The sequence below is a fragment of the Flavobacterium sp. ABG genome (assembly GCF_001027725.1).
GTDB lineage: Bacteria > Bacteroidota > Bacteroidia > Flavobacteriales > Flavobacteriaceae > Flavobacterium > Flavobacterium cupriresistens.
This window is the reverse complement of record NZ_LEKS01000018.1, coordinates 37,061-54,502: the sequence shown is the minus strand read 5'-3', so window position 1 is coordinate 54,502 and position 17,442 is coordinate 37,061. Positions and strand designations below refer to the sequence as shown.

Annotated in this window: 20 protein-coding genes; 16 read left to right on the top strand and 4 right to left on the bottom strand. The window is 34.9% G+C overall.

Annotated elements, in window-relative coordinates:
* Positions 1–195: 195 nt before the first annotated feature.
* Positions 196–1,614, top strand: a complete 1,419-nt coding sequence (locus AB674_RS17005; protein WP_047778471.1) for an undecaprenyl-phosphate glucose phosphotransferase — start codon at positions 196–198, stop codon at positions 1,612–1,614.
* Here AB674_RS17005 and AB674_RS17000 read toward each other — a convergent pair whose 3' ends face one another.
* Positions 1,615–2,352, bottom strand: coding sequence for a tyrosine-protein phosphatase (locus AB674_RS17000; RefSeq protein ID WP_047778470.1), 738 nt, complete (start codon positions 2,350–2,352; stop codon positions 1,615–1,617).
* Positions 2,353–2,488: 136 nt separating this feature from the next.
* Between AB674_RS17000 and AB674_RS16995 the strand changes: the two genes are divergently transcribed.
* A complete protein-coding gene (locus AB674_RS16995) occupies positions 2,489–3,679 on the top strand; it encodes a DUF5009 domain-containing protein (protein ID WP_047778469.1) in 1,191 nt (396 codons plus the stop codon).
* 117 nt (positions 3,680–3,796) lie between these two features.
* On the opposite strand, the gene AB674_RS16990 is transcribed toward AB674_RS16995, so the two are convergent.
* Positions 3,797–4,198 (bottom strand): hypothetical protein, encoded by a 402-nt coding sequence (locus AB674_RS16990; protein WP_047778468.1) that lies wholly within the window; start codon positions 4,196–4,198, stop codon positions 3,797–3,799.
* 7 nt (positions 4,199–4,205) lie between these two features.
* Positions 4,206–4,769 carry a hypothetical protein gene (locus AB674_RS16985; RefSeq protein ID WP_047778467.1) on the bottom strand — a complete coding sequence of 188 codons (564 nt, stop codon included), beginning with the start codon at positions 4,767–4,769 and terminating at the stop codon, positions 4,206–4,208.
* Positions 4,770–5,007: 238 nt separating this feature from the next.
* On the opposite strand from AB674_RS16985, the gene AB674_RS16980 reads away from it, so the two are divergent.
* The 11 genes from AB674_RS16980 to ftsY all read left to right on the top strand — a co-directional run bounded on the left by AB674_RS16980 (position 5,008) and on the right by ftsY (position 14,282).
* A complete protein-coding gene (locus AB674_RS16980) occupies positions 5,008–6,192 on the top strand; it encodes a hypothetical protein (protein WP_240478104.1) in 1,185 nt (394 codons plus the stop codon).
* Between the two features lie 30 nt (positions 6,193–6,222).
* The gene (locus tag AB674_RS16975) at positions 6,223–7,386 is read left to right on the top strand and encodes a glycosyltransferase family 2 protein (protein WP_047778465.1); all 1,164 of its coding nucleotides are present in this window, start codon (positions 6,223–6,225) and stop codon (positions 7,384–7,386) included.
* Between the two features lie 84 nt (positions 7,387–7,470).
* A complete protein-coding gene (locus AB674_RS16970; RefSeq protein WP_047778464.1) occupies positions 7,471–8,820 on the top strand; it encodes a dihydrolipoamide acetyltransferase family protein in 1,350 nt (449 codons plus the stop codon).
* Positions 8,821–8,984: 164 nt separating this feature from the next.
* Entirely contained in the window at positions 8,985–9,755 is a 771-nt protein-coding gene (locus AB674_RS16965; RefSeq protein WP_047778463.1) for a 3'-5' exonuclease, read from the top strand.
* 235 nt (positions 9,756–9,990) lie between these two features.
* The gene (locus tag AB674_RS16960; RefSeq protein WP_047778462.1) at positions 9,991–10,602 is read left to right on the top strand and encodes a fumarylacetoacetate hydrolase family protein; all 612 of its coding nucleotides are present in this window, start codon (positions 9,991–9,993) and stop codon (positions 10,600–10,602) included.
* Positions 10,602–10,946 carry an Hpt domain-containing protein gene (locus AB674_RS16955; RefSeq protein ID WP_047778461.1) on the top strand — a complete coding sequence of 115 codons (345 nt, stop codon included), beginning with the start codon at positions 10,602–10,604 and terminating at the stop codon, positions 10,944–10,946. The genes AB674_RS16960 and AB674_RS16955 overlap by 1 nt, the downstream gene beginning before the upstream one ends.
* A gap of 208 nt (positions 10,947–11,154) precedes the next feature.
* Entirely contained in the window at positions 11,155–12,408 is a 1,254-nt protein-coding gene (locus AB674_RS16950; protein WP_047778460.1) for a CinA family nicotinamide mononucleotide deamidase-related protein, read from the top strand.
* Between the two features lie 71 nt (positions 12,409–12,479).
* A complete protein-coding gene (gene rpmB, locus AB674_RS16945; RefSeq protein WP_008468080.1) occupies positions 12,480–12,716 on the top strand; it encodes a 50S ribosomal protein L28 in 237 nt (78 codons plus the stop codon).
* A 27-nt stretch (positions 12,717–12,743) separates the two neighbouring features.
* Complete coding sequence (gene rpmG, locus AB674_RS16940) at positions 12,744–12,926, top strand: 50S ribosomal protein L33 (protein ID WP_047778459.1); 183 nt, start codon at positions 12,744–12,746, stop codon at positions 12,924–12,926.
* 7 nt (positions 12,927–12,933) lie between these two features.
* Positions 12,934–13,086, top strand: a complete 153-nt coding sequence (locus tag AB674_RS22390) for a DUF4295 domain-containing protein (RefSeq protein WP_082210668.1) — start codon at positions 12,934–12,936, stop codon at positions 13,084–13,086.
* A 242-nt stretch (positions 13,087–13,328) separates the two neighbouring features.
* Positions 13,329–14,282 carry a signal recognition particle-docking protein FtsY gene (ftsY, locus tag AB674_RS16935; RefSeq protein WP_047778458.1) on the top strand — a complete coding sequence of 318 codons (954 nt, stop codon included), beginning with the start codon at positions 13,329–13,331 and terminating at the stop codon, positions 14,280–14,282.
* A 187-nt stretch (positions 14,283–14,469) separates the two neighbouring features.
* On the opposite strand, the gene AB674_RS16925 is transcribed toward ftsY, so the two are convergent.
* Positions 14,470–15,534 (bottom strand): serine hydrolase domain-containing protein, encoded by a 1,065-nt coding sequence (locus AB674_RS16925; RefSeq protein WP_047778456.1) that lies wholly within the window; start codon positions 15,532–15,534, stop codon positions 14,470–14,472.
* A 222-nt stretch (positions 15,535–15,756) separates the two neighbouring features.
* Between AB674_RS16925 and AB674_RS16920 the strand changes: the two genes are divergently transcribed.
* The 3 genes from AB674_RS16920 (at position 15,757) to AB674_RS16910 (ending at position 17,373) form a co-directional block, all read left to right on the top strand.
* Positions 15,757–16,200, top strand: coding sequence for a lipocalin family protein (locus tag AB674_RS16920; protein WP_047778455.1), 444 nt, complete (start codon positions 15,757–15,759; stop codon positions 16,198–16,200).
* Complete coding sequence (locus AB674_RS16915) at positions 16,181–16,477, top strand: DUF721 domain-containing protein (protein ID WP_047778454.1); 297 nt, start codon at positions 16,181–16,183, stop codon at positions 16,475–16,477. Before AB674_RS16920 ends, AB674_RS16915 begins: the two co-directional genes overlap by 20 nt.
* A 176-nt stretch (positions 16,478–16,653) precedes the next feature.
* The gene (locus AB674_RS16910) at positions 16,654–17,373 is read left to right on the top strand and encodes a hypothetical protein (RefSeq protein WP_047778453.1); all 720 of its coding nucleotides are present in this window, start codon (positions 16,654–16,656) and stop codon (positions 17,371–17,373) included.
* The last annotated feature ends 69 nt before the right edge of the window (positions 17,374–17,442 follow it).

The following is a 17,442-nucleotide window of genomic DNA, read 5'->3' as shown; positions in this document are numbered from 1 at the left end:
TTTGCAAGAATCAGGCTATGTGATAGCTCTTGCTCGAGTAGTTTTTTAAAGTCATTATAATACGCTTTCTGTTCACATTACAATTAAACAGATTAATATAACGAACATCTTGAATTATATAATTAAAATGGTACTTTGCGCTAGTAAAATTTTATTAAGTTTAGATTCAAAACGATTAAGCTTGATCCCCCAAATATGACAATTTCACAAAAGATCTCCAATTACCGTATTTCCCGTTATTTCAAACTTTTGTTTGTCTTTTTTGATATCTTATTATTAAATGCGGCAATCAATCTTTCTGCCTTGGCGCGATTTGGAAATTTAGAGGAGCTTTCTTCAAAAGAAGAGAGGGCTATTGTTTTGCTGATGAATTTAATCTGGATCGGTTTGTTACTTTATAGAGACTCTTATCGAATGGTACGAATTGAACGCATAGAATCGATATTAAGAAGGACAATAAACAAAATCCTCATTCATGCCGCTATAGTTTCCATTTTTGTTGTCTTTCTGAAATACGAAGATGTTTCAAGACTTCGGCTGTTGTTCTTTTATTTGTTTTTCTTTTTTATCATAATGATCTTCCGCTATATATTGATGAAAATTTTAAAGAAAATCAGAGCCAATGGTTATAACTTTCAAAAAGTGATTATTGTTGGAGCTAATGATACCGGAGAAAGAATGCGTAAAATATTAGCCAAGGATTTAACTTATGGGTATCGATTTTTAGGTTTTTTTGATGATAGAACGGCCGTTTCGTCTACTATTTCAGGTCCTTTTTTAGGAGAGTTTGATAGTATTCAGGATTTTATTGTCAAAGAAAAAGTGGATGAAATGTATGTAGCACTTCACATCGATAAAGTAGAAATAATCAATAAACTCATCAAAATTTGCGAGCAGAATATGATTCGGATCAAGTTTATTCCCGATTTTCAATTGTACACAAAATCAAGTAAAGTTGAGGTGGTCTTCTATGAAAACACACCTGTTCTCATGTTTCGTCCGGAGCCTTTAGAATTCGCTTCAAACAGACTTGTTAAAAAAGTATTTGATATTTGTTTCTCACTAGCCGTTATTGTGTTGATTTTTCCATGGCTTTTGCCAATCGTAGCGCTGATTATAAAAATAGAATCGCCCGGACCGGTTTTTTTTAAGCAAGAGCGTTCAGGAAGAGACAATCAAACTTTTATGTGTTTTAAGTTCAGAAGTATGTATGTCAATGATTTGGCACACGATAAACAAGCAGGAAAGGGAGATAGCAGGATTACAAGGTTTGGCGCTTTTATTCGGAAAACAAGTGTTGATGAATTGCCACAGTTTTTTAATGTTTTTTTAGGCGATATGTCTGTTGTTGGTCCAAGACCGCACATGGTAAATCTGGCAAAAGAATACAGTGAACTGATCAATAATTACCTAGTAAGACAATATGCAAAACCTGGAATAACAGGCTGGGCACAAGTTAATGGGTATCGTGGCGAAACAAAAGAACTTATCGATATGGAAAACAGAGTCGAGTATGACATTTGGTATATCGAAAACTGGAGTTTATTATTGGATATGAAAATTATCGTCAGAACGATTATTAATGTTTTTAATGGAGAAGAGAACGCTTATTAATTAGAACCTAAAAAATTGATTGTTCGAGATAACTTCCTTTAGAGCAGTAATGTCTCGCACTTTTACCTTTTTGTGAAATTCCTTAATATGGGTATGGTGATGCACATCAGATCCCACAAAATTATACATTCCTCTTTTTAACAACTCTTCTGTGATTTGGGTAATTTCACTACCATAATAGCCAACAGCAGCCAGTAAATTCAGCTGAAACAAACAACCGGTTTTCTTTAGTTTTTCGTATTCTTTGAAGTTTTTATGATAATACAGATATCTTTCCGGATGTGCTAAAATGGGCGTATAACCTGCAACCCGTAAGTCAAAAAGTATTTTATGCAATTGTATAGGAGGACTAATATAGGAGATCTCTATCAGCACATAATTGTCTTTTAAGGTCAGTAGTTTTTCAGATTTAAAATGATGCTCAAACCAATCATCAACGAAATATTCCGCTGCAGCCTGAAATGGAATTTTAATACCGTTTTCTTCTAATGTAAGTGCTGCTTGTTTTTGATTTGCAGTAATAGATTGAAACGAATTATCCCAAATATGATGTTTGATATGTGGCGTTGTAATAAATTGTGAAATTCCAACTTCCTGAAACCCTTTGGCAAGTTCGAGCGTTTCGGTTATAGTTTTGGCGCCATCATCGATTCCCGGTAGTAAATGGGAATGAATATCGACGTAGTTTTCCGAAAGAAGATCCTTTAGGAACGGCTTTGATTTTAAAAATGATAACATGCGGCAAAAGTAAAAAAAAAGAGGTGTTTTTAGAGAATTTGTTAAATGGAATTTTAAGCCCCAAAATTAAGGCAATAATCGAAGTTATCATTTTAGATTTATAGTATATTTGGCGGTATTAAAAGTGCAATAATTTATGAAAATAAAAGAAAATTTATACAATCAAAGGATTATTTCGATAGACGCTTTACGTGGAATCACCATTTTTGTGATGATTTTTGTCAATGAACTGGCAAGCGTTAAAAATGTACCGCAATGGATGAAGCACATGCCCGCAGATGCAGATGCCATGACCTTTGTTGATTTAGTTTTTCCGGCATTTTTATTTATTGTCGGAATGTCGATTCCTTTTGCTTTTAATGCGCGATTAGTAAAAGGTGATAGTTCTAAAACGATTTGGACACATACTTTAAAAAGGGCTTTGGCTTTAATCATTATTGGTGTTTTTATGGTCAATGCAAGTGACGGTTACGACGCTGCAAAGATGATTATAACTCCAGCCTTTTGGGGACTTTTAGCGTTTACAATGCCAATTCCGATTTGGAATAAGTACGACAAGAATTTCCCGTTGTGGCTAAAAAACACCTTACAATATGGTGGAATAGCCGTGTTAGTGACACTCTATTTTCTATACGTTCAAAACACCGGAGCAATAGGGATGACGCCACAATGGTGGGGAATTTTAGGCTTAATCGGATGGGCGTATCTGCTAACAGTAGTTTATTATTGGTTGGTTTCAGGGAAATTAGGAGCAATGATTTTGTTTTTGATTGTTTGTGTTGTCGCTAATTCAATTAATCTAATGCCCGAATCAGCACTTCATCAGAACTCTTTGTTTAATTTTATTGCAGGACATTTAACGCATGCTTCGCTGGTAGCGGCAGGTGTGGTTATTTCGTTATTATTTTTTGATCGAAAAGTGGCGCCAAAAGTGAACTGGGCTGTGATCGGTTTTGCGGTTTTGTTTTTTGTAACCGGCTATTTGTTAAGGCCCTATTTCGGAATCTCAAAAATAAAAGGAACTCCATCCTGGACTATGTTTTCAGCAACAATTTGCACAGTATTGTTCTATTTTCTTTATTGGCTAATGGAGATCAAAAAACAAACCAAATGGAGTAATTTCTTTATGCCCGCCGCCGCAAATCCCTTATTGATTTATATTTTACCGGGTGTTATTTACTATTTCAGTAAGGCTTTTAATCTGCATATAATTCCCGACTATTTTCGCGAAGGACTTCCCGGAATTATCTGGTCTTTAGTTTTTTCGACAATTATGTTACTGGTAATGAAAATCTGCAACAGATATAAGATTCAGTTGCATCTGTGAAAGTTTTCAGTCTCAGTTTTCAGTCTCAGTTTCCGGTCCCAGGTTAACCGCGACTGAAAACTGAGACTGCGACTTTTTTCACCCTTCAGCATAACTGCGACCGGGACTAAAAAAACCTCACCTCACGCGCTTAAAAGCAATCGCTCCGGTTCTTTTTTTATTGTCTATATAAGTGCCTTCAAGAGTATTGCCGTCTGCAGAAAGCGTCAGGGTATGGGTGCCTTGTGTTGCCCAGCCTTCAATCGGTAGTGTCACATCTACGGTATAGATTATGGTATTTCCGGTTCTTTTTCCGATGCCGCTTTCTGTAAATTTTTGTCCTTTCCATTCTAAATAATGAGAAAAAATTACTTTTCCATTTTGTTCGGTGATAATGGCCACAGCATTCTGAACGCCTGAATTGATGTCTTCCCAAACACCGTTTATATTTGTTTTTGCCGGAATAGTTTTTTCCTGGCTGAAGCCGAAATTTGAAAATACCAGAAGGAAGAAAAGAAAGAGCTGAATTTTGTTTTTCATATTGATTTTAGTTTTGAAGGATAACCGATTTTATTTCCAGAACAGATCCTGATGCCGGATTGTAATTCACAAAATTGAATTTGCAAAGATTGTGTATGTCTAAAAGTCTTCCGTTCGGCAAACCATCTTGCTTAAAATGGGTCCACGGAATTTTCAAGGTTGTAAATTTATTCGGAGATGCAGGTAAATCAACTCTTGGGTGTGAACCTCCATGTACGCAACCCGTCCCTTCTTTGTTTCCTTCGCGAGCCTGCAATTTAATAAGTTGGGTGGATTTATAGGTAATGCTCACAAATTTTGAATGGTCTGATAAATTAGTCGCGACACCATCATTGGAGTCGGATGCTGTAATCATCACATTCAATTCAATTTCCCCAACCGGACTGTCTTTGGTCGTTACGCGAAGAACCCCTTCTTTCTGCCGAATTTCGTTTAGAGTTGTCTGATTCTCTTTGACCGGCCCCGCTATGTACCAATCATTTTCTTTTACCAGATCTCGAGTATTTCTCTTATTAGTAAAACCAGAAATAAAAAATAAAACTATAAGAAATGAAACTGGTAAACGAATCATGTTTTTGGTTAATTAGATAATTATTTTTAAAAGAAACAAGGATAATTCACAAAGCCCAAAATAAGTGATTTTCGTTAACAGTGATCTTTTCAATTAATACCCAGTTAAATGAACTTAAATAACTTATAGGATTTAAGCAATTCCAAATATACTCTTCTGGAAAATATTCTTCCCGAATATATCTAATTTTATTAAGAAAACTTTAAATTTGTAAGAATCGATTCTTAAATTGCTTTTAATGAATAGTTTGAAAACAAAATCCCTCTTGTTTTTCTTTTTTTTGATGTCGGTTTGTTATTCGCAAAATGACAGTACTGCTGTGGAAAAGAAAGACATTCGGGATGTTCTCTATAAGCTCTTCAATAAAAACGATTCTGTTAAAAAAAGTAAAGACAAAAAATTGGCTTTCTCTTTATTGCCCGTTCCTGTTGATGCTAATTCAAGTACGGGATTGGTGGTTTCTTTTTTGACGAGTTTTTATCTGGGCGACGATCATGAAAAAACCAAAATGTCACAAGTTACTTTTTCGCCCTATTTCAGTTTCTCCAATCAGTATGTTTTTCCGATTCAGACTTATATTTATACCAAAGATGATAAATGGAATTTTATTGGAGATTATCGGTATCTGATTTATCCACAACTTACTTATGGTTTAGGAGAGCACAATGCCAAAGAAGAAATGTCAACTTTAGATTATCAGCAGTGGCGTTTTTATCAATTTGCCAACCGCAAGGTCGTTGGTAATTTCCGAATGGGATTAGGGTTGTTATTCGATAATTATCAAAATCTTTCCGAAGAATCTTATATCGAAGAAGAAACGGATTATTTCAAATATATGAAAGGTGATTTTTCTAATGAAACTTCATTCGGATATGCTTTTCAGGGATTGTACGATTCCAGAAAGAATACCATTAATCCCGAGCAGGGTTTGTATGTTGAAGCAGATCTAAGAATCAATACAAGCGGAGTGGAAGGGGATAAGTGGAGGTCTTTGTATGTTGATGCCAGAAAGTACCATTCGTTCAGTAAGACCAAACACAGGGTTTGGGCTTCAAGAGCCTTTTATTGGTCTACTTTTGGAGGAAAACCCCATTATCTCGATTTGCCCAGTATTGGCTGGGATCGCGAAGGAAAAACAGGACGCGGTTTCACGAAAAATAGATACAGAAGTAATGCGCTGCTCTATTTTGAAAGTGAATACAGAACCGATATAACCAAAAACGGATTTATTGGCGCGGTGTTTTTTGCCAATGTTTCTTCCGTTTCGAAATTGGATACCTATCAATTCGCCAAATGGAATCCGGCCGTCGGGACAGGATTGCGGATTAAATGGAACAAACAAAACAGCAGTAATTTAGTTTTAGATTTTGGAGTCAGCAAAAACGATTGGTCATTGCGACTGGGATTGGCTGAAAATTTCTAACTTTCGCAAAAATCTATATTTTTTCTTTTCATGCAATTATCAGTTATTATTCTCAATTATAATGTCCGTTATTTTCTGGAACAATGCGTTTTAAGTGTTCAAAATGCGATCTCCACTCTTGATGCCGAAATTATAGTAATAGATAATAATTCGTCAGATGACAGCTGTTTGATGATGAAAGAGCGATTTCCTACTGTGAAATTAATTGAGAACAAAGAGAATTTCGGCTTTCCGAAAGGAAATAATATTGGAGTGGCACAAGCACAGGGAAAATACGTTTGCATTCTTAACCCCGATACAATTGTAGCGGAAGATAGTTTTGTTAAAATCTTAGCTTTCGCCGAAGAACAAACCAATTTAGGAATTGTGGGTTGTAAGTTGATTGACGGAACAGGTAATTTTTTACCTGAAAGTAAACGTGGAATCCCAACACCTTGGGTAGCTTTTACCAAGATTTTTGGTTTGTATAAAGTTTTTCCAAAATGGCGTCTTTTTAATCAATATTACGCACAACAGATTTCAGAAAATGAAACCGGAAAAGTAGCTATTCTGGTAGGAGCTTTTATGTTGATGAAAAGAGATTTGTACCTTGATTTGAAAGGTTTCGATGAAGCTTGTTTTATGTACGCAGACGACATTGATCTCTCGTATCGGGCTTTGTTAAAGGAAAAAGAAAACTATTATTTTCACGACACAACGGTACTGCATTACAAGGGCGAAAGTACCGTGAAAGACGAAAAATACATGAGACGTTTCCAGGAAGCCATGACGTTTTTTTACCAAAAACATTTTAAGAAATCGTTGTTTTTTTCTGTTTTCATAAAAATGGGAATTCTCTTTTTTTCATTTGTTAAAATGTTTCAGGGAAAATCAAAAGTCAAACCGGGACCGGAAAGTTATGTTTTGTATTCTTCAGATATAAATTTGTCTGAAAAATTGTCCGTTATTTTGAAAAATAAAGTCGATATATTCGATTTCAAAAAAGAAAAAATGGTAAATTCGTGGCAGGTTTTGAAGGGTAAAAGAGTGGAGATTATTTTAGATAATCAGCATGTTTCATTTAGAAATTGTATCAAAATCATAGAAACTATTAGAGATAAGCGTATTACTTTTAAGATTTTCCCCAAAAATGCAAATTTTATTATTGGAAGCAATTCCAGAAATGAAAGGGGGCAAATTATAAAAATCAAGTAAAAAATTATATTAAATGTAATTTATATATAAAATATTCAGTAATTTCGCAATCGGAAAATCAAAATCACCCTTGAGGTTAACAATATGGCAAGATTTGAATTAAAGCTTCCTAAAATGGGAGAAAGTGTAGCTGAAGCAACTATTACAAACTGGTTGAAAGAGGTTGGAGACAAAATTGAAGCTGACGAAGCGGTACTGGAAATAGCAACTGATAAGGTTGATAGTGAAGTACCGAGTGAAGTAACTGGGATTTTAGTCGAAAGATTATTTGGCAAAGATGATTTAGTTCAGGTAGGACAGGTAATTGCAATTATCGAAACTGAAGGTGGTGTTGAAACAGCATCGTCGTTTTTGGTTGATAAAATTGCAGACGAAGAATCAACTCCTGCTGAGGCAACTGAAATCGAAAAAACGATTGAGGGAGCTAAAGAGGCGGTTGCTGCTCCTCAGGATTTTTCGACTTCAGAAAAATTCTTTTCCCCACTTGTAAAAAACATTGCAAAAGAAGAAGGTGTTTCTGTTGCTGAACTGGATAGTATTCAGGGTTCAGGAAAAGACGGACGTGTCACAAAAGAAGATATTCTTAAGTATATAAGTGATCGCAAAGCAGGTGCAGTAGTGGCTCCAAAAGCGGTTGTTGAACCGGTTAAAGAAGTTGCGGCTCCAAAAGCGGCAGAACCAGTGGTTCAGAAAAGTCAACAAGCAGTTCCGGTTTCTGTAAATGGAGGTGATGAAATCATCGAAATGGACAGAATGCGTAAATTGATTTCAGGTTATATGGTGGCTTCTGTGCAGACTTCGGCTCACGTACAATCCTTTATTGAAGTTGATGTAACGAATATCGTGAAATGGAGAGATAAAGTTAAAACCGCTTTCGAGAAAAGAGAAGGCGAGAAACTTACTTTTACTCCAATTATGATGGAAGCGGTTGCGAAAGCATTAAAAGATTTCCCTGGAATGAATATCTCTGTTGATGGTGATTATATCATTAAAAAGAAAAATATAAATTTAGGAATGGCTGCGGCTTTACCAAACGGAAATTTAATTGTACCAGTTATTAAAAATGCGGATCAATTAAATCTTGTTGGAATGGCAAAAGCGGTTAATGATCTTGGTGGTCGTGCAAAAGCAGGAAAACTAAAACCGGACGATACACAAGGAGGAACTTACACCGTTACAAATGTCGGGACTTTTGGAAGTGTTTTCGGAACGCCAATTATCAATCAACCGCAAGTTGGAATTTTAGCTCTTGGAGCAATTCGTAAAGTACCGGCAGTTATCGAAACTCCTGAAGGGGACTTTATCGGAATCCGTCAAAAAATGTTCTTGTCTCACTCTTACGATCATAGAGTTGTAGATGGTGCTTTAGGTGGAAGTTTTGTAAAAAGAGTGGCAGAATATTTAGAAGCATTTGATGTAAACAGAGATTTCTAAAAGTAGCTGTTTGATATATAAAAAGCCCTTTCGACATTTAAACGTTGAAAGGGTTTTTCTTTGGACTTTAGTGTTAAAGTCAAAGTGGGAATTGGGAACTTTATGAAAAAAAGAAGTGAAATTCAGCTTTAAAAATTATATTTGTAAACTTATAAAATTCAAAAATGGAACTCAAACTCAATAAACCAATTTGTTTTTTCGATCTTGAAACGACAGGTATTGATATCGGAAAAGACAGAATAGTAGAAATTTCAATATTCAAAGTTTTTCCAAACGGAAATAAAGAAAGTAAAACTTGGTTAGTGAATCCTACAATTCCGATTCCGCCTCAAACTACTGCTGTTCATGGAATAACAGATGAGAAGGTTGCGAATGAGCCTACTTTTAATGAGCTTGCGCAGCAGGTTTATACAATGATTAAAGACAGTGATTTGGGTGGGTTTAATTCAGATCGTTTTGATATTCCGCTTTTGGCTGAAGAGTTGCTTCGTGCCGGAGTTGATTTTGATATGAAAAATAAAGTTTCTGTAGATGTGCAGACTATTTTTCATAAGATGGAAGAGCGTACTTTAAGTGCTGCATTGAAGTTTTATTGTGGAAAAAGTTTAGAAAACGCACACTCAGCGGAAGCAGATACCATGGCGACTTACGAAATTTTAAAAGCACAATTAGATCGTTATCCGGAATTGGAGAATGATATGAAAGTGTTGTCAGAATTTACAACCCGAAAAAAAATCGCTGATTTTGCCGGAATGATTGCTTTTGATAAAGACAATGAAGAAGTTTTTACTTTCGGAAAGCACAAAGGTGCGAAAGTAGAGAAAGTGTTAGAAACAGAGCCCGGATATTTTAGCTGGATTCAAAATGCGGACTTCCCATTATATACCAAAAAGGTATTAACAGCTATTAAACTAAGAAGATTAAATACGAAGTAAGGTCCTGAGAGGCTAAGATTCTGAGTTTCTGAGTTTTTTGCGACTTACGTTCTTATTTGCTTAGAACCTTAGCGACTTAGAGTCTAAAAAAAAGAAATTTATCTGTATAGGTAAAAGTTAGATCATATATTACAAAATAAGATTCTGAGAATCTAAGGTTTTAAAATCCTGAGTTTTTAGGCTCATTTTCTTAGCAACTTAGCAGCTTGGTAAACTTAGTAACTTAAAAAAAAGAATGAAAATCATCTGTATCGGTAGAAATTATACCAATCATATTGAAGAGTTAAAAAACGAAAGACCAACAGAACCTGTTGTTTTTATGAAACCGGATTCGGCTGTTTTGTTAAAGCAACATCCGTTTGTGATTCCGGAATTTTCCGAAGAAATTCATCACGAAATAGAGATAATCGTTAAAATTAATAAAGTTGGAAAGTACATAGAGCCAAAATTTGCTCATAAGTACTATGATGAAATTAGTGTAGGTATTGATTTTACGGCCAGAGATTTACAAGAGAAATTGAAGGCAAAAGGACTGCCTTGGGAGAAAGCAAAAGCGTTTGATGGCTCTGCTGTCATTGGTGATTTTTTGCCTAAAACTGATTTTGTTTCTATGGAAAATCTTACTTTTGAATTAACAAATAATTCTAAGACGGTTCAAAAAGGAAATACAAGCTTTATGCTTTGGAAAATTGATGAACTGGTTGCGTATGTGTCACAGTATTTTACATTAAAAATTGGCGACATTATTTTTACAGGAACGCCCGAAGGTGTTGCTGCTGTAAAACCAAACGACGTTTTAGAAGGCTTTTTGGAAGATAAAAAACTATTTAGAATACAAGTAAAATAATGGCTTTAAAGTATAACCTTTCGAAAGTTTATGCGCTTTCAGACAATGATCCTGAATTCGTAAACGAAATTCTAAAACTATTTGTTACGGAAGTCCCTGAAGATTTGAAACAAATTAAAGAAGGGATTAAAAAGAAAGATCATAAGTACGCTTATTCTTATGCGCATAAGATTAAACCAACATTAGATTTAATGGGGTTGAATATGGCATTTGAAGAAATTCTTCAAGTAGAAGCCTGGACAAAAGCCGAAGGCAAGAAAAAAGAAATCATCGAAACTTTCAAAAGTATCAGAGAACAGGTAAAAGATGCAGTCAAAGAAATTAAAAAAGACTTTGACCTGTAAAATTTTGGCTTAGCCCGAATTTGTTCTTTCTGCGTTTGTAACTTAAAATTAAAAATCAAAGTCGGATTATATGCTGGCTTTTTTTGTTTTTTGGAATTTTGGATTAATCAAGTGTTTCTTTTGTAGTGAAAGAGCACTTTTTCTGCTTCTTACGTTAATTTTTTCTTTTAATACTAACTGAATCACAATAAATAAAAACAGCATTTATATGAAGGCTACGATTATAACCATTGGGGATGAAATATTAATTGGTCAAATCATTGATACCAATTCGGGTTTTATTGCTAAATCATTAGATAGAATTGGGGTAGAAGTCACAGAAATGATTTCGATAAGTGATGACAAAAAGCATATTTTGGACACCTTTGCCCAACTGCAAAACAAAGTCGATGTTGTAATTGTAACAGGTGGTTTGGGACCAACAAAAGATGATGTTACCAAAAAAACATTTTGCGAATATTTTGATGATGAACTAGTTGTGAATCCTGAAGTATTGGCTCATGTAACGGAATTGATTGAAGGTTTTTACAAGCGTCCTATTTCGCAATTGAATAAAGATCAGGCTTTGGTACCTTCAACGTGTACCGTTTTGCCTAATAAAGTGGGTACAGCACCGGGCATGTGGATGAAGAAAGAAAACACGGTATTTATTTCGCTTCCGGGAGTTCCTTACGAGATGAAATATTTAGTCGAGAATGAAATAGTTCCCAAGATTGTTCGCGAATATAAACGTCCCTATATTATTCATAAAACAATTTTGACTTACGGTCAGGGAGAGAGTTTAGTCGCGGAACGTATTGAAGATTGGGAAAATAATTTACCTGATTTTATTAAACTGGCCTATCTGCCAAATCCCGGGAGAGTGCGTTTGCGTCTTTCGGCACGAGGTACGGATAAAGAGGTTCTTGAAGCGGCACTAGAAGATAATATAAAGGCTTTAGACACTATAATTCATGATATTATAGTTGGCTATGAAGAAAATGAAACAATAGAGTCTGTGGTAGGTAAATTGCTTAAAAAAGAAAATAAAACCATTGCTACAGCAGAAAGTTTTACCGGAGGGAAAATAGCGTCGATTTTGTCGGCTGTTCCCGGAGCTTCAAAGTATTTTATGGGGAGTGTTGTTTCGTATCATACTGATGTGAAGGTTAATGTTCTTGGTGTCTCGCGGGAATTAGTAGAGGAATTTTCGGTAGTAAGTAAAGAGGTGGCATCTGCTATGGCTTTGGGTGTAAAAGAGCTGCTTAAAACAGATTATGCAATTGCGACAACTGGTAACGCCGGACCGTCAAAAGGAGACTCGGATGCTGAAATTGGCACCGTTTTTATCGCTTTGGCTACTCCGGACGATATAATTGTCGAAGAGTTTAACTTTGGGCAACCCCGTGAAAAAGTGATAGATAGGGCGAGTATTAAGAGTTTAGAAATATTACAGAAAGAAATTTTAAAAATTGTGCAATAATTTTTTGCTACAATGGTTTATTTTTCTTTTCTTTGCACCCTGATTTTGAATAACGATAAAAGTAAAGTATAATGTCAAGAGTTTGTGACCTTACAGGTAAAAGAGCGATGGTAGGAAATAACGTTTCTCACGCTATGAACAAAACTAAGAGAAAGTTTTCTGTAAACTTAGTTAAAAAGCGTTTTTATCTTCCAGAAGAAGATAGATGGATTACTCTTAGAGTAGCAGCATCTACGATAAAAACAATTAATAAAAATGGAATCACTGCTGTTTTGAAAAAAGCACAGTCAGAAGGATTTATCAAATAATCTTTTCCTAAATAAATATATAGCAAGATGGCAAAGAAAGGTAATAGAATCCAGGTAATTTTAGAATGCACGGAACACAAGACTTCTGGTGTTTCAGGTACTTCTAGATATATAACAACTAAGAACAAGAAAAATACTCCGGATAGACTTGAGATTAAGAAATTTAATCCAATCTTGAAACGTGTAACTGTTCATAAAGAAATTAAATAATTAAGTCATGGCAAAGAAAACCGTAGCATCGTTACAGACAGCTTCTAAGAGATTATCAAAAGCAATTAAAATGATAAAATCTCCTAAAACTGGTGCATATACATTCGTAGAATCTATTATGGCTCCTGAAGAAGTTGATAATTTCTTGAAAAAGAAATAATAACATACACAGTATATAGAAAAGCTACTTTCATTCGGAAGTAGCTTTTTTATTTTTTATATTTGTCTAAAATTTTATAGAAGTGAGTAGTATTGCACTTTTAAAAAGGTTTCCGATCTCTTCTTTAGTAATGGATGAGGTAGTGGTTAAACCGGTGAATACTAAAATCTCTTCTGTGTATCTTAAGATTATTTAGATCCTCAAAAAATCAGCTAATCTGAAAAACTAACAACAAATAACAAATGAGTTTTTTTAAAAAATTATTCTCTAGTGAAAAGAAAGAGACTTTAGACAAAGGTCTTGAAAAATCAAAAAGTACTTTTTTTTCAAAGTTAAGCAAAGCCGTTGCCGGAAAATCTAAAGTTGATGATGCTGTTTTAGATGATCTGGAGGAAATTCTGGTAGCTTCTGATGTTGGTGTAAATACAACGTTGAAAATAATTTCAAGAATTGAAAAACGAGTTGCTGATGACAAATATTTAGGAACCGAAGAGTTGAATCAAATTCTTCGCGAAGAAATAGGTGGTTTGTTGTCTGAAACCAATAGAGGTGAAGCTACTGAGTTTGAAATTCCAAAGGATAAAAAACCTTACGTTTTGATGGTGGTTGGTGTTAATGGAGTTGGTAAAACAACGACTATTGGTAAATTGGCTTATCAGTTTAAAAAAGCCGGTTACAAAGTTGTTTTAGGAGCTGCAGATACATTTAGAGCCGCTGCTATTGATCAATTGCAGGTATGGGCAGATCGAGTAGATGTGCCAATCGTGAGACAAAACATGGGAAGCGATCCTGCTTCTGTGGCTTTTGATACTTTGCAGTCTGCCGTAGCTCAAAATGCCGATGTTGTTATTATTGATACAGCGGGACGTCTTCATAATAAAGTCAATTTAATGAACGAGCTTACCAAAGTAAAACGTGTCATGCAGAAAGTAGTAGAAGACGCTCCTCATGATGTGCTTTTGGTTTTAGATGGTTCAACTGGTCAAAATGCTTTTGAGCAGGCAAAACAGTTTACTGCCGCTACAGAAGTGACTTCACTTGCCGTAACCAAATTAGACGGAACTGCTAAAGGTGGTGTTGTGATTGGTATTTCAGATCAATTTCAGATTCCTGTAAAATACATTGGTGTTGGTGAAGGTATTGAAGATCTTCAGGTCTTTAATAAATATGAATTTGTAGATAGTTTTTTTAAATAATAGCAGAATGAGTTTTTCTTCTTTAAAAAATATAACGCCTGTTACTTTTTATTTCGCAAGCGTTGTAAGTTTTGTATTAGCGAATGTTTTAAAAGATAAAAGTTTATCGTTTTATTACGTCTTATTGGTTCTTGGTTTAGGATTCTTCTTTATGGGAATGCTAAAAAGAATCCGTACTAAAAGATAGTTAGAGATACAAAGCATTAATTTTCTCCCACAAAGTTTTGTCAAAATCAGATAAGGCTAAGTTTACATTGTCGGCTGCGTCCCCCATTCTGATTACGACCATATTTTTACTTGGTACGACATATATTTTTTGGTCGTTTTTACCTAAGGCCATAAACATATCATTTGGAGCTGTTGGAATTATACTTCCCGGAAAGGTAAGCTGTGATTGTGGTAAATGGTAATTTGCTTTACCGTTTAACCACCATAAGTAACCGTATCCTAAATTGATCGCTTGTGAAGTGTTTGTGGCCTCTGTGAAGTAATTTTCATTTAGAATCACATCGTTGTTCCATTTGCCTTTGTTGAGCATTAAAAGCCCAAAGCGTGCCATGCTTCTTGTGGTACTCGTATATACGCTGTTAGGGCCAAGTTGAACCCAGTTGCCATTCATACCGATTTTATCTCTTAATTTACTGTTGAAATAATTTTGCCAGCTTTGACCACTTGCCTGCGCCACAACGTCCTGTAATTTTACATATACATTATGATACGCCCATCGTTTTCCTACGTCGGCTTTGTAAATTAAACTGGCAGGATCTACATTGTCAGAGCTGTCGTCAAGTCCGGATGTCATGGTTAGTAAATGTTTGCAGGTAATGGCGTCTTCCTGTGCGGCTGATTCGCTTGTCCAGCCCGTGCCGATGTATTGAGAGACTTTATTGTTAATATTGATCAGACCCTCTTGTTGTGCGATTCCCGCGATGGTTGCTGTTAATGTCTTTCCTGCACTTGCCCAATACCAGTTGGTGGTGGCAGTGTGGTCATTAAAGTAGTGCTCTAAAACAATTCGCCCATTTACTAAAAGAATAAAAGATTTGGAGTTCTTTAATTCTAAATAATCTAAAAGAGGCTGTACTGCATTTTGATTCCATTTGAGGTCTGAGACCGATTGTGTTTCCCAGATAGTTCCTGTTAATGGAGGAAAATACATATTTTGTACAGGTGTAGATGCTGTATCGGAGGACTCTTTACTACAACTGATAAAGCTTAAGAATATCAGGAGTTTAAAAATGGCTTTGGTCATGTTTTTAGGTTTTGGTTTAAAGTTTGACTAAAAATTAGCAAAATAGTTTAATGGGTTTTGTGTATTTTTATTTCTTTTGAATCTTTATAAAGTTAACTTTGTAGTTCACGGATTTTCTTTTGAATGTAGGACTGGTGTCGGATTAAAAACAGGCTCTTCTGTTAATTATAGTCCCAAGGCAGTAAGAATGACGACAATTGAATTTTTTAATTAATTTAGAATATGAAAAACACTTTTATGATTTTGGTTTTGTCTCTATTGTTTGCAGGATGCAAACAGGATATTAAACCGGCAGATATTGCGAAGTTAAATGGTTATTGGGAAATTACTAAAGTGGTTTTTGATAAAGGTGAAATAAAGGATTTTAAAATGAATGAAACTTTTGATTTCTTTAAAATTGAAAAGAACAACAAAGGAGTACGAACAAAAGTAGCACCACAACTCGATGGTACTTTTTTGTCTACAGATACATTTGAAGATGTTTCGGTTCGTTTTACCGATGATAAAGTTTATTTGGATTATAAAACAGATTATGCAAAGTGGAGCGAGGAATTACTAACGTTATCAGATGATGAATTGGTGGTGAAAAATGCTGAGAATAAAGAGTATCATTATAAAAAAGCAGGACCAATAAATATCATAAACGATGGCAAAGAGACTAAATAACGAAAGTACGATTGGGGCTGTTTTAAAGCAGATCATTCAGGTAAATAAATTGCAACCCGGAATGGATCAGATTGATGTAAAGGAGGCCTGGAGACAGCTGATGGGGAATGGTGTTAATACCTATACCAGAAACGTCGTTTTAAAAAATGGTACTTTATATGTCGAGCTTGGATCATCTGTTTTAAGAGATGAACTGAGTCACGGAAAGTCTAAAATCATCAGGATGATTAATGAGGAATTGGGTAGAGACGTGGTTAAAGACGTTATTTTACGTTAGGCTTTTTTGATCTTTAAAAGGAATTAGATTAGTAGACTTCAGTCTTAAAAATAAAAGTAACACTTCTGTTTTGGAAGTGTTTTTTTTATGATACATTTGACCGGTAAGTATTTTTTTAATAAATAAAAAAAAGTGCTTATTTAATTAATCAAAACCTAAAAAACAAATTCCAAAAAATGAAAAAAGCATTACTTATTTTAACAGTGTTATGCACTTTAAACGGTTATTCACAAAAGAAAAAAGTAGCAGTTGTCGGTTTTTATACTGACAAAACAATTGATCTTTCTAGTCTGGGACTAAATGGTTTAGCCGCAATAGCGGACTTAGGAAATGACCCGAATTTTAATCTTGCTCCTATTTTAGAGAAATATCACACTGCTTTTTTTGAGGTGTATTCTAAGAAATTTCCGTTTGATTTGATTCCTGAGAATGAAGTGACTCAAAAACAAGAGTATATTGATTTTACACCAAAATTTGCCAGAGAAGGTGATGCAGGAAAAACGATCATCAATTACCCTGGATACAAATATATTTACGAAGGTATGGCAGGTGAAGCCAATGAAGTTGGAACAGCTACCATCTTTAAAGAAGTTGCCGATGGTGTTTTGTTTACAGAAATCCATTTTTCTCTACAAAAAGGATTCGCTGTTGGTGGAACCGGAACAGTTAAAATGAGAGCGAATGTAAGACTTGCTTTGTACGATAAAAACGGTAAAAAAGTATTTGCATTCACCGAAGGAGAAAACTCTAAGAAAACGGGAGTTATTGTAGGTGGAATTCCTGTTTTAACGCCTGAGAAAGTACTACCGATGTGTGAAAGTGCATTAGAAGAACTGCTAAAAGATTTAGATGAAAAAGTAGCTAAAATCGTTAAAAAGACAGCTGATAATCTTTAATATTCTATAAGTTATATAAAAGCAAGAAACCACTCTTAAAAAAAGAGTGGTTTTTTTATGTAATTTTTT

What these genes read in the sequence shown, in the direction of transcription:
- AB674_RS17005 (WP_047778471.1), top strand. Translation starts at nt 196, where the DNA reads ATGACAATTTCACAAAAGATCTCCAATTACCGTATTTCCCGTTATTTC.
- AB674_RS17000 (WP_047778470.1), bottom strand. Translation starts at nt 2,352, where the DNA reads ATGTTATCATTTTTAAAATCAAAGCCGTTCCTAAAGGATCTTCTTTCG.
- AB674_RS16995 (WP_047778469.1), top strand. Translation starts at nt 2,489, where the DNA reads ATGAAAATAAAAGAAAATTTATACAATCAAAGGATTATTTCGATAGAC.
- AB674_RS16990 (WP_047778468.1), bottom strand. Translation starts at nt 4,198, where the DNA reads ATGAAAAACAAAATTCAGCTCTTTCTTTTCTTCCTTCTGGTATTTTCA.
- AB674_RS16985 (WP_047778467.1), bottom strand. Translation starts at nt 4,769, where the DNA reads ATGATTCGTTTACCAGTTTCATTTCTTATAGTTTTATTTTTTATTTCT.
- AB674_RS16980 (WP_240478104.1), top strand. Translation starts at nt 5,008, where the DNA reads ATGAATAGTTTGAAAACAAAATCCCTCTTGTTTTTCTTTTTTTTGATG.
- AB674_RS16975 (WP_047778465.1), top strand. Translation starts at nt 6,223, where the DNA reads ATGCAATTATCAGTTATTATTCTCAATTATAATGTCCGTTATTTTCTG.
- AB674_RS16970 (WP_047778464.1), top strand. Translation starts at nt 7,471, where the DNA reads ATGGCAAGATTTGAATTAAAGCTTCCTAAAATGGGAGAAAGTGTAGCT.
- AB674_RS16965 (WP_047778463.1), top strand. Translation starts at nt 8,985, where the DNA reads ATGGAACTCAAACTCAATAAACCAATTTGTTTTTTCGATCTTGAAACG.
- AB674_RS16960 (WP_047778462.1), top strand. Translation starts at nt 9,991, where the DNA reads ATGAAAATCATCTGTATCGGTAGAAATTATACCAATCATATTGAAGAG.
- AB674_RS16955 (WP_047778461.1), top strand. Translation starts at nt 10,602, where the DNA reads ATGGCTTTAAAGTATAACCTTTCGAAAGTTTATGCGCTTTCAGACAAT.
- AB674_RS16950 (WP_047778460.1), top strand. Translation starts at nt 11,155, where the DNA reads ATGAAGGCTACGATTATAACCATTGGGGATGAAATATTAATTGGTCAA.
- rpmB (WP_008468080.1), top strand. Translation starts at nt 12,480, where the DNA reads ATGTCAAGAGTTTGTGACCTTACAGGTAAAAGAGCGATGGTAGGAAAT.
- rpmG (WP_047778459.1), top strand. Translation starts at nt 12,744, where the DNA reads ATGGCAAAGAAAGGTAATAGAATCCAGGTAATTTTAGAATGCACGGAA.
- AB674_RS22390 (WP_082210668.1), top strand. Translation starts at nt 12,934, where the DNA reads ATGGCAAAGAAAACCGTAGCATCGTTACAGACAGCTTCTAAGAGATTA.
- ftsY (WP_047778458.1), top strand. Translation starts at nt 13,329, where the DNA reads ATGAGTTTTTTTAAAAAATTATTCTCTAGTGAAAAGAAAGAGACTTTA.
- AB674_RS16925 (WP_047778456.1), bottom strand. Translation starts at nt 15,534, where the DNA reads ATGACCAAAGCCATTTTTAAACTCCTGATATTCTTAAGCTTTATCAGT.
- AB674_RS16920 (WP_047778455.1), top strand. Translation starts at nt 15,757, where the DNA reads ATGAAAAACACTTTTATGATTTTGGTTTTGTCTCTATTGTTTGCAGGA.
- AB674_RS16915 (WP_047778454.1), top strand. Translation starts at nt 16,181, where the DNA reads ATGGCAAAGAGACTAAATAACGAAAGTACGATTGGGGCTGTTTTAAAG.
- AB674_RS16910 (WP_047778453.1), top strand. Translation starts at nt 16,654, where the DNA reads ATGAAAAAAGCATTACTTATTTTAACAGTGTTATGCACTTTAAACGGT.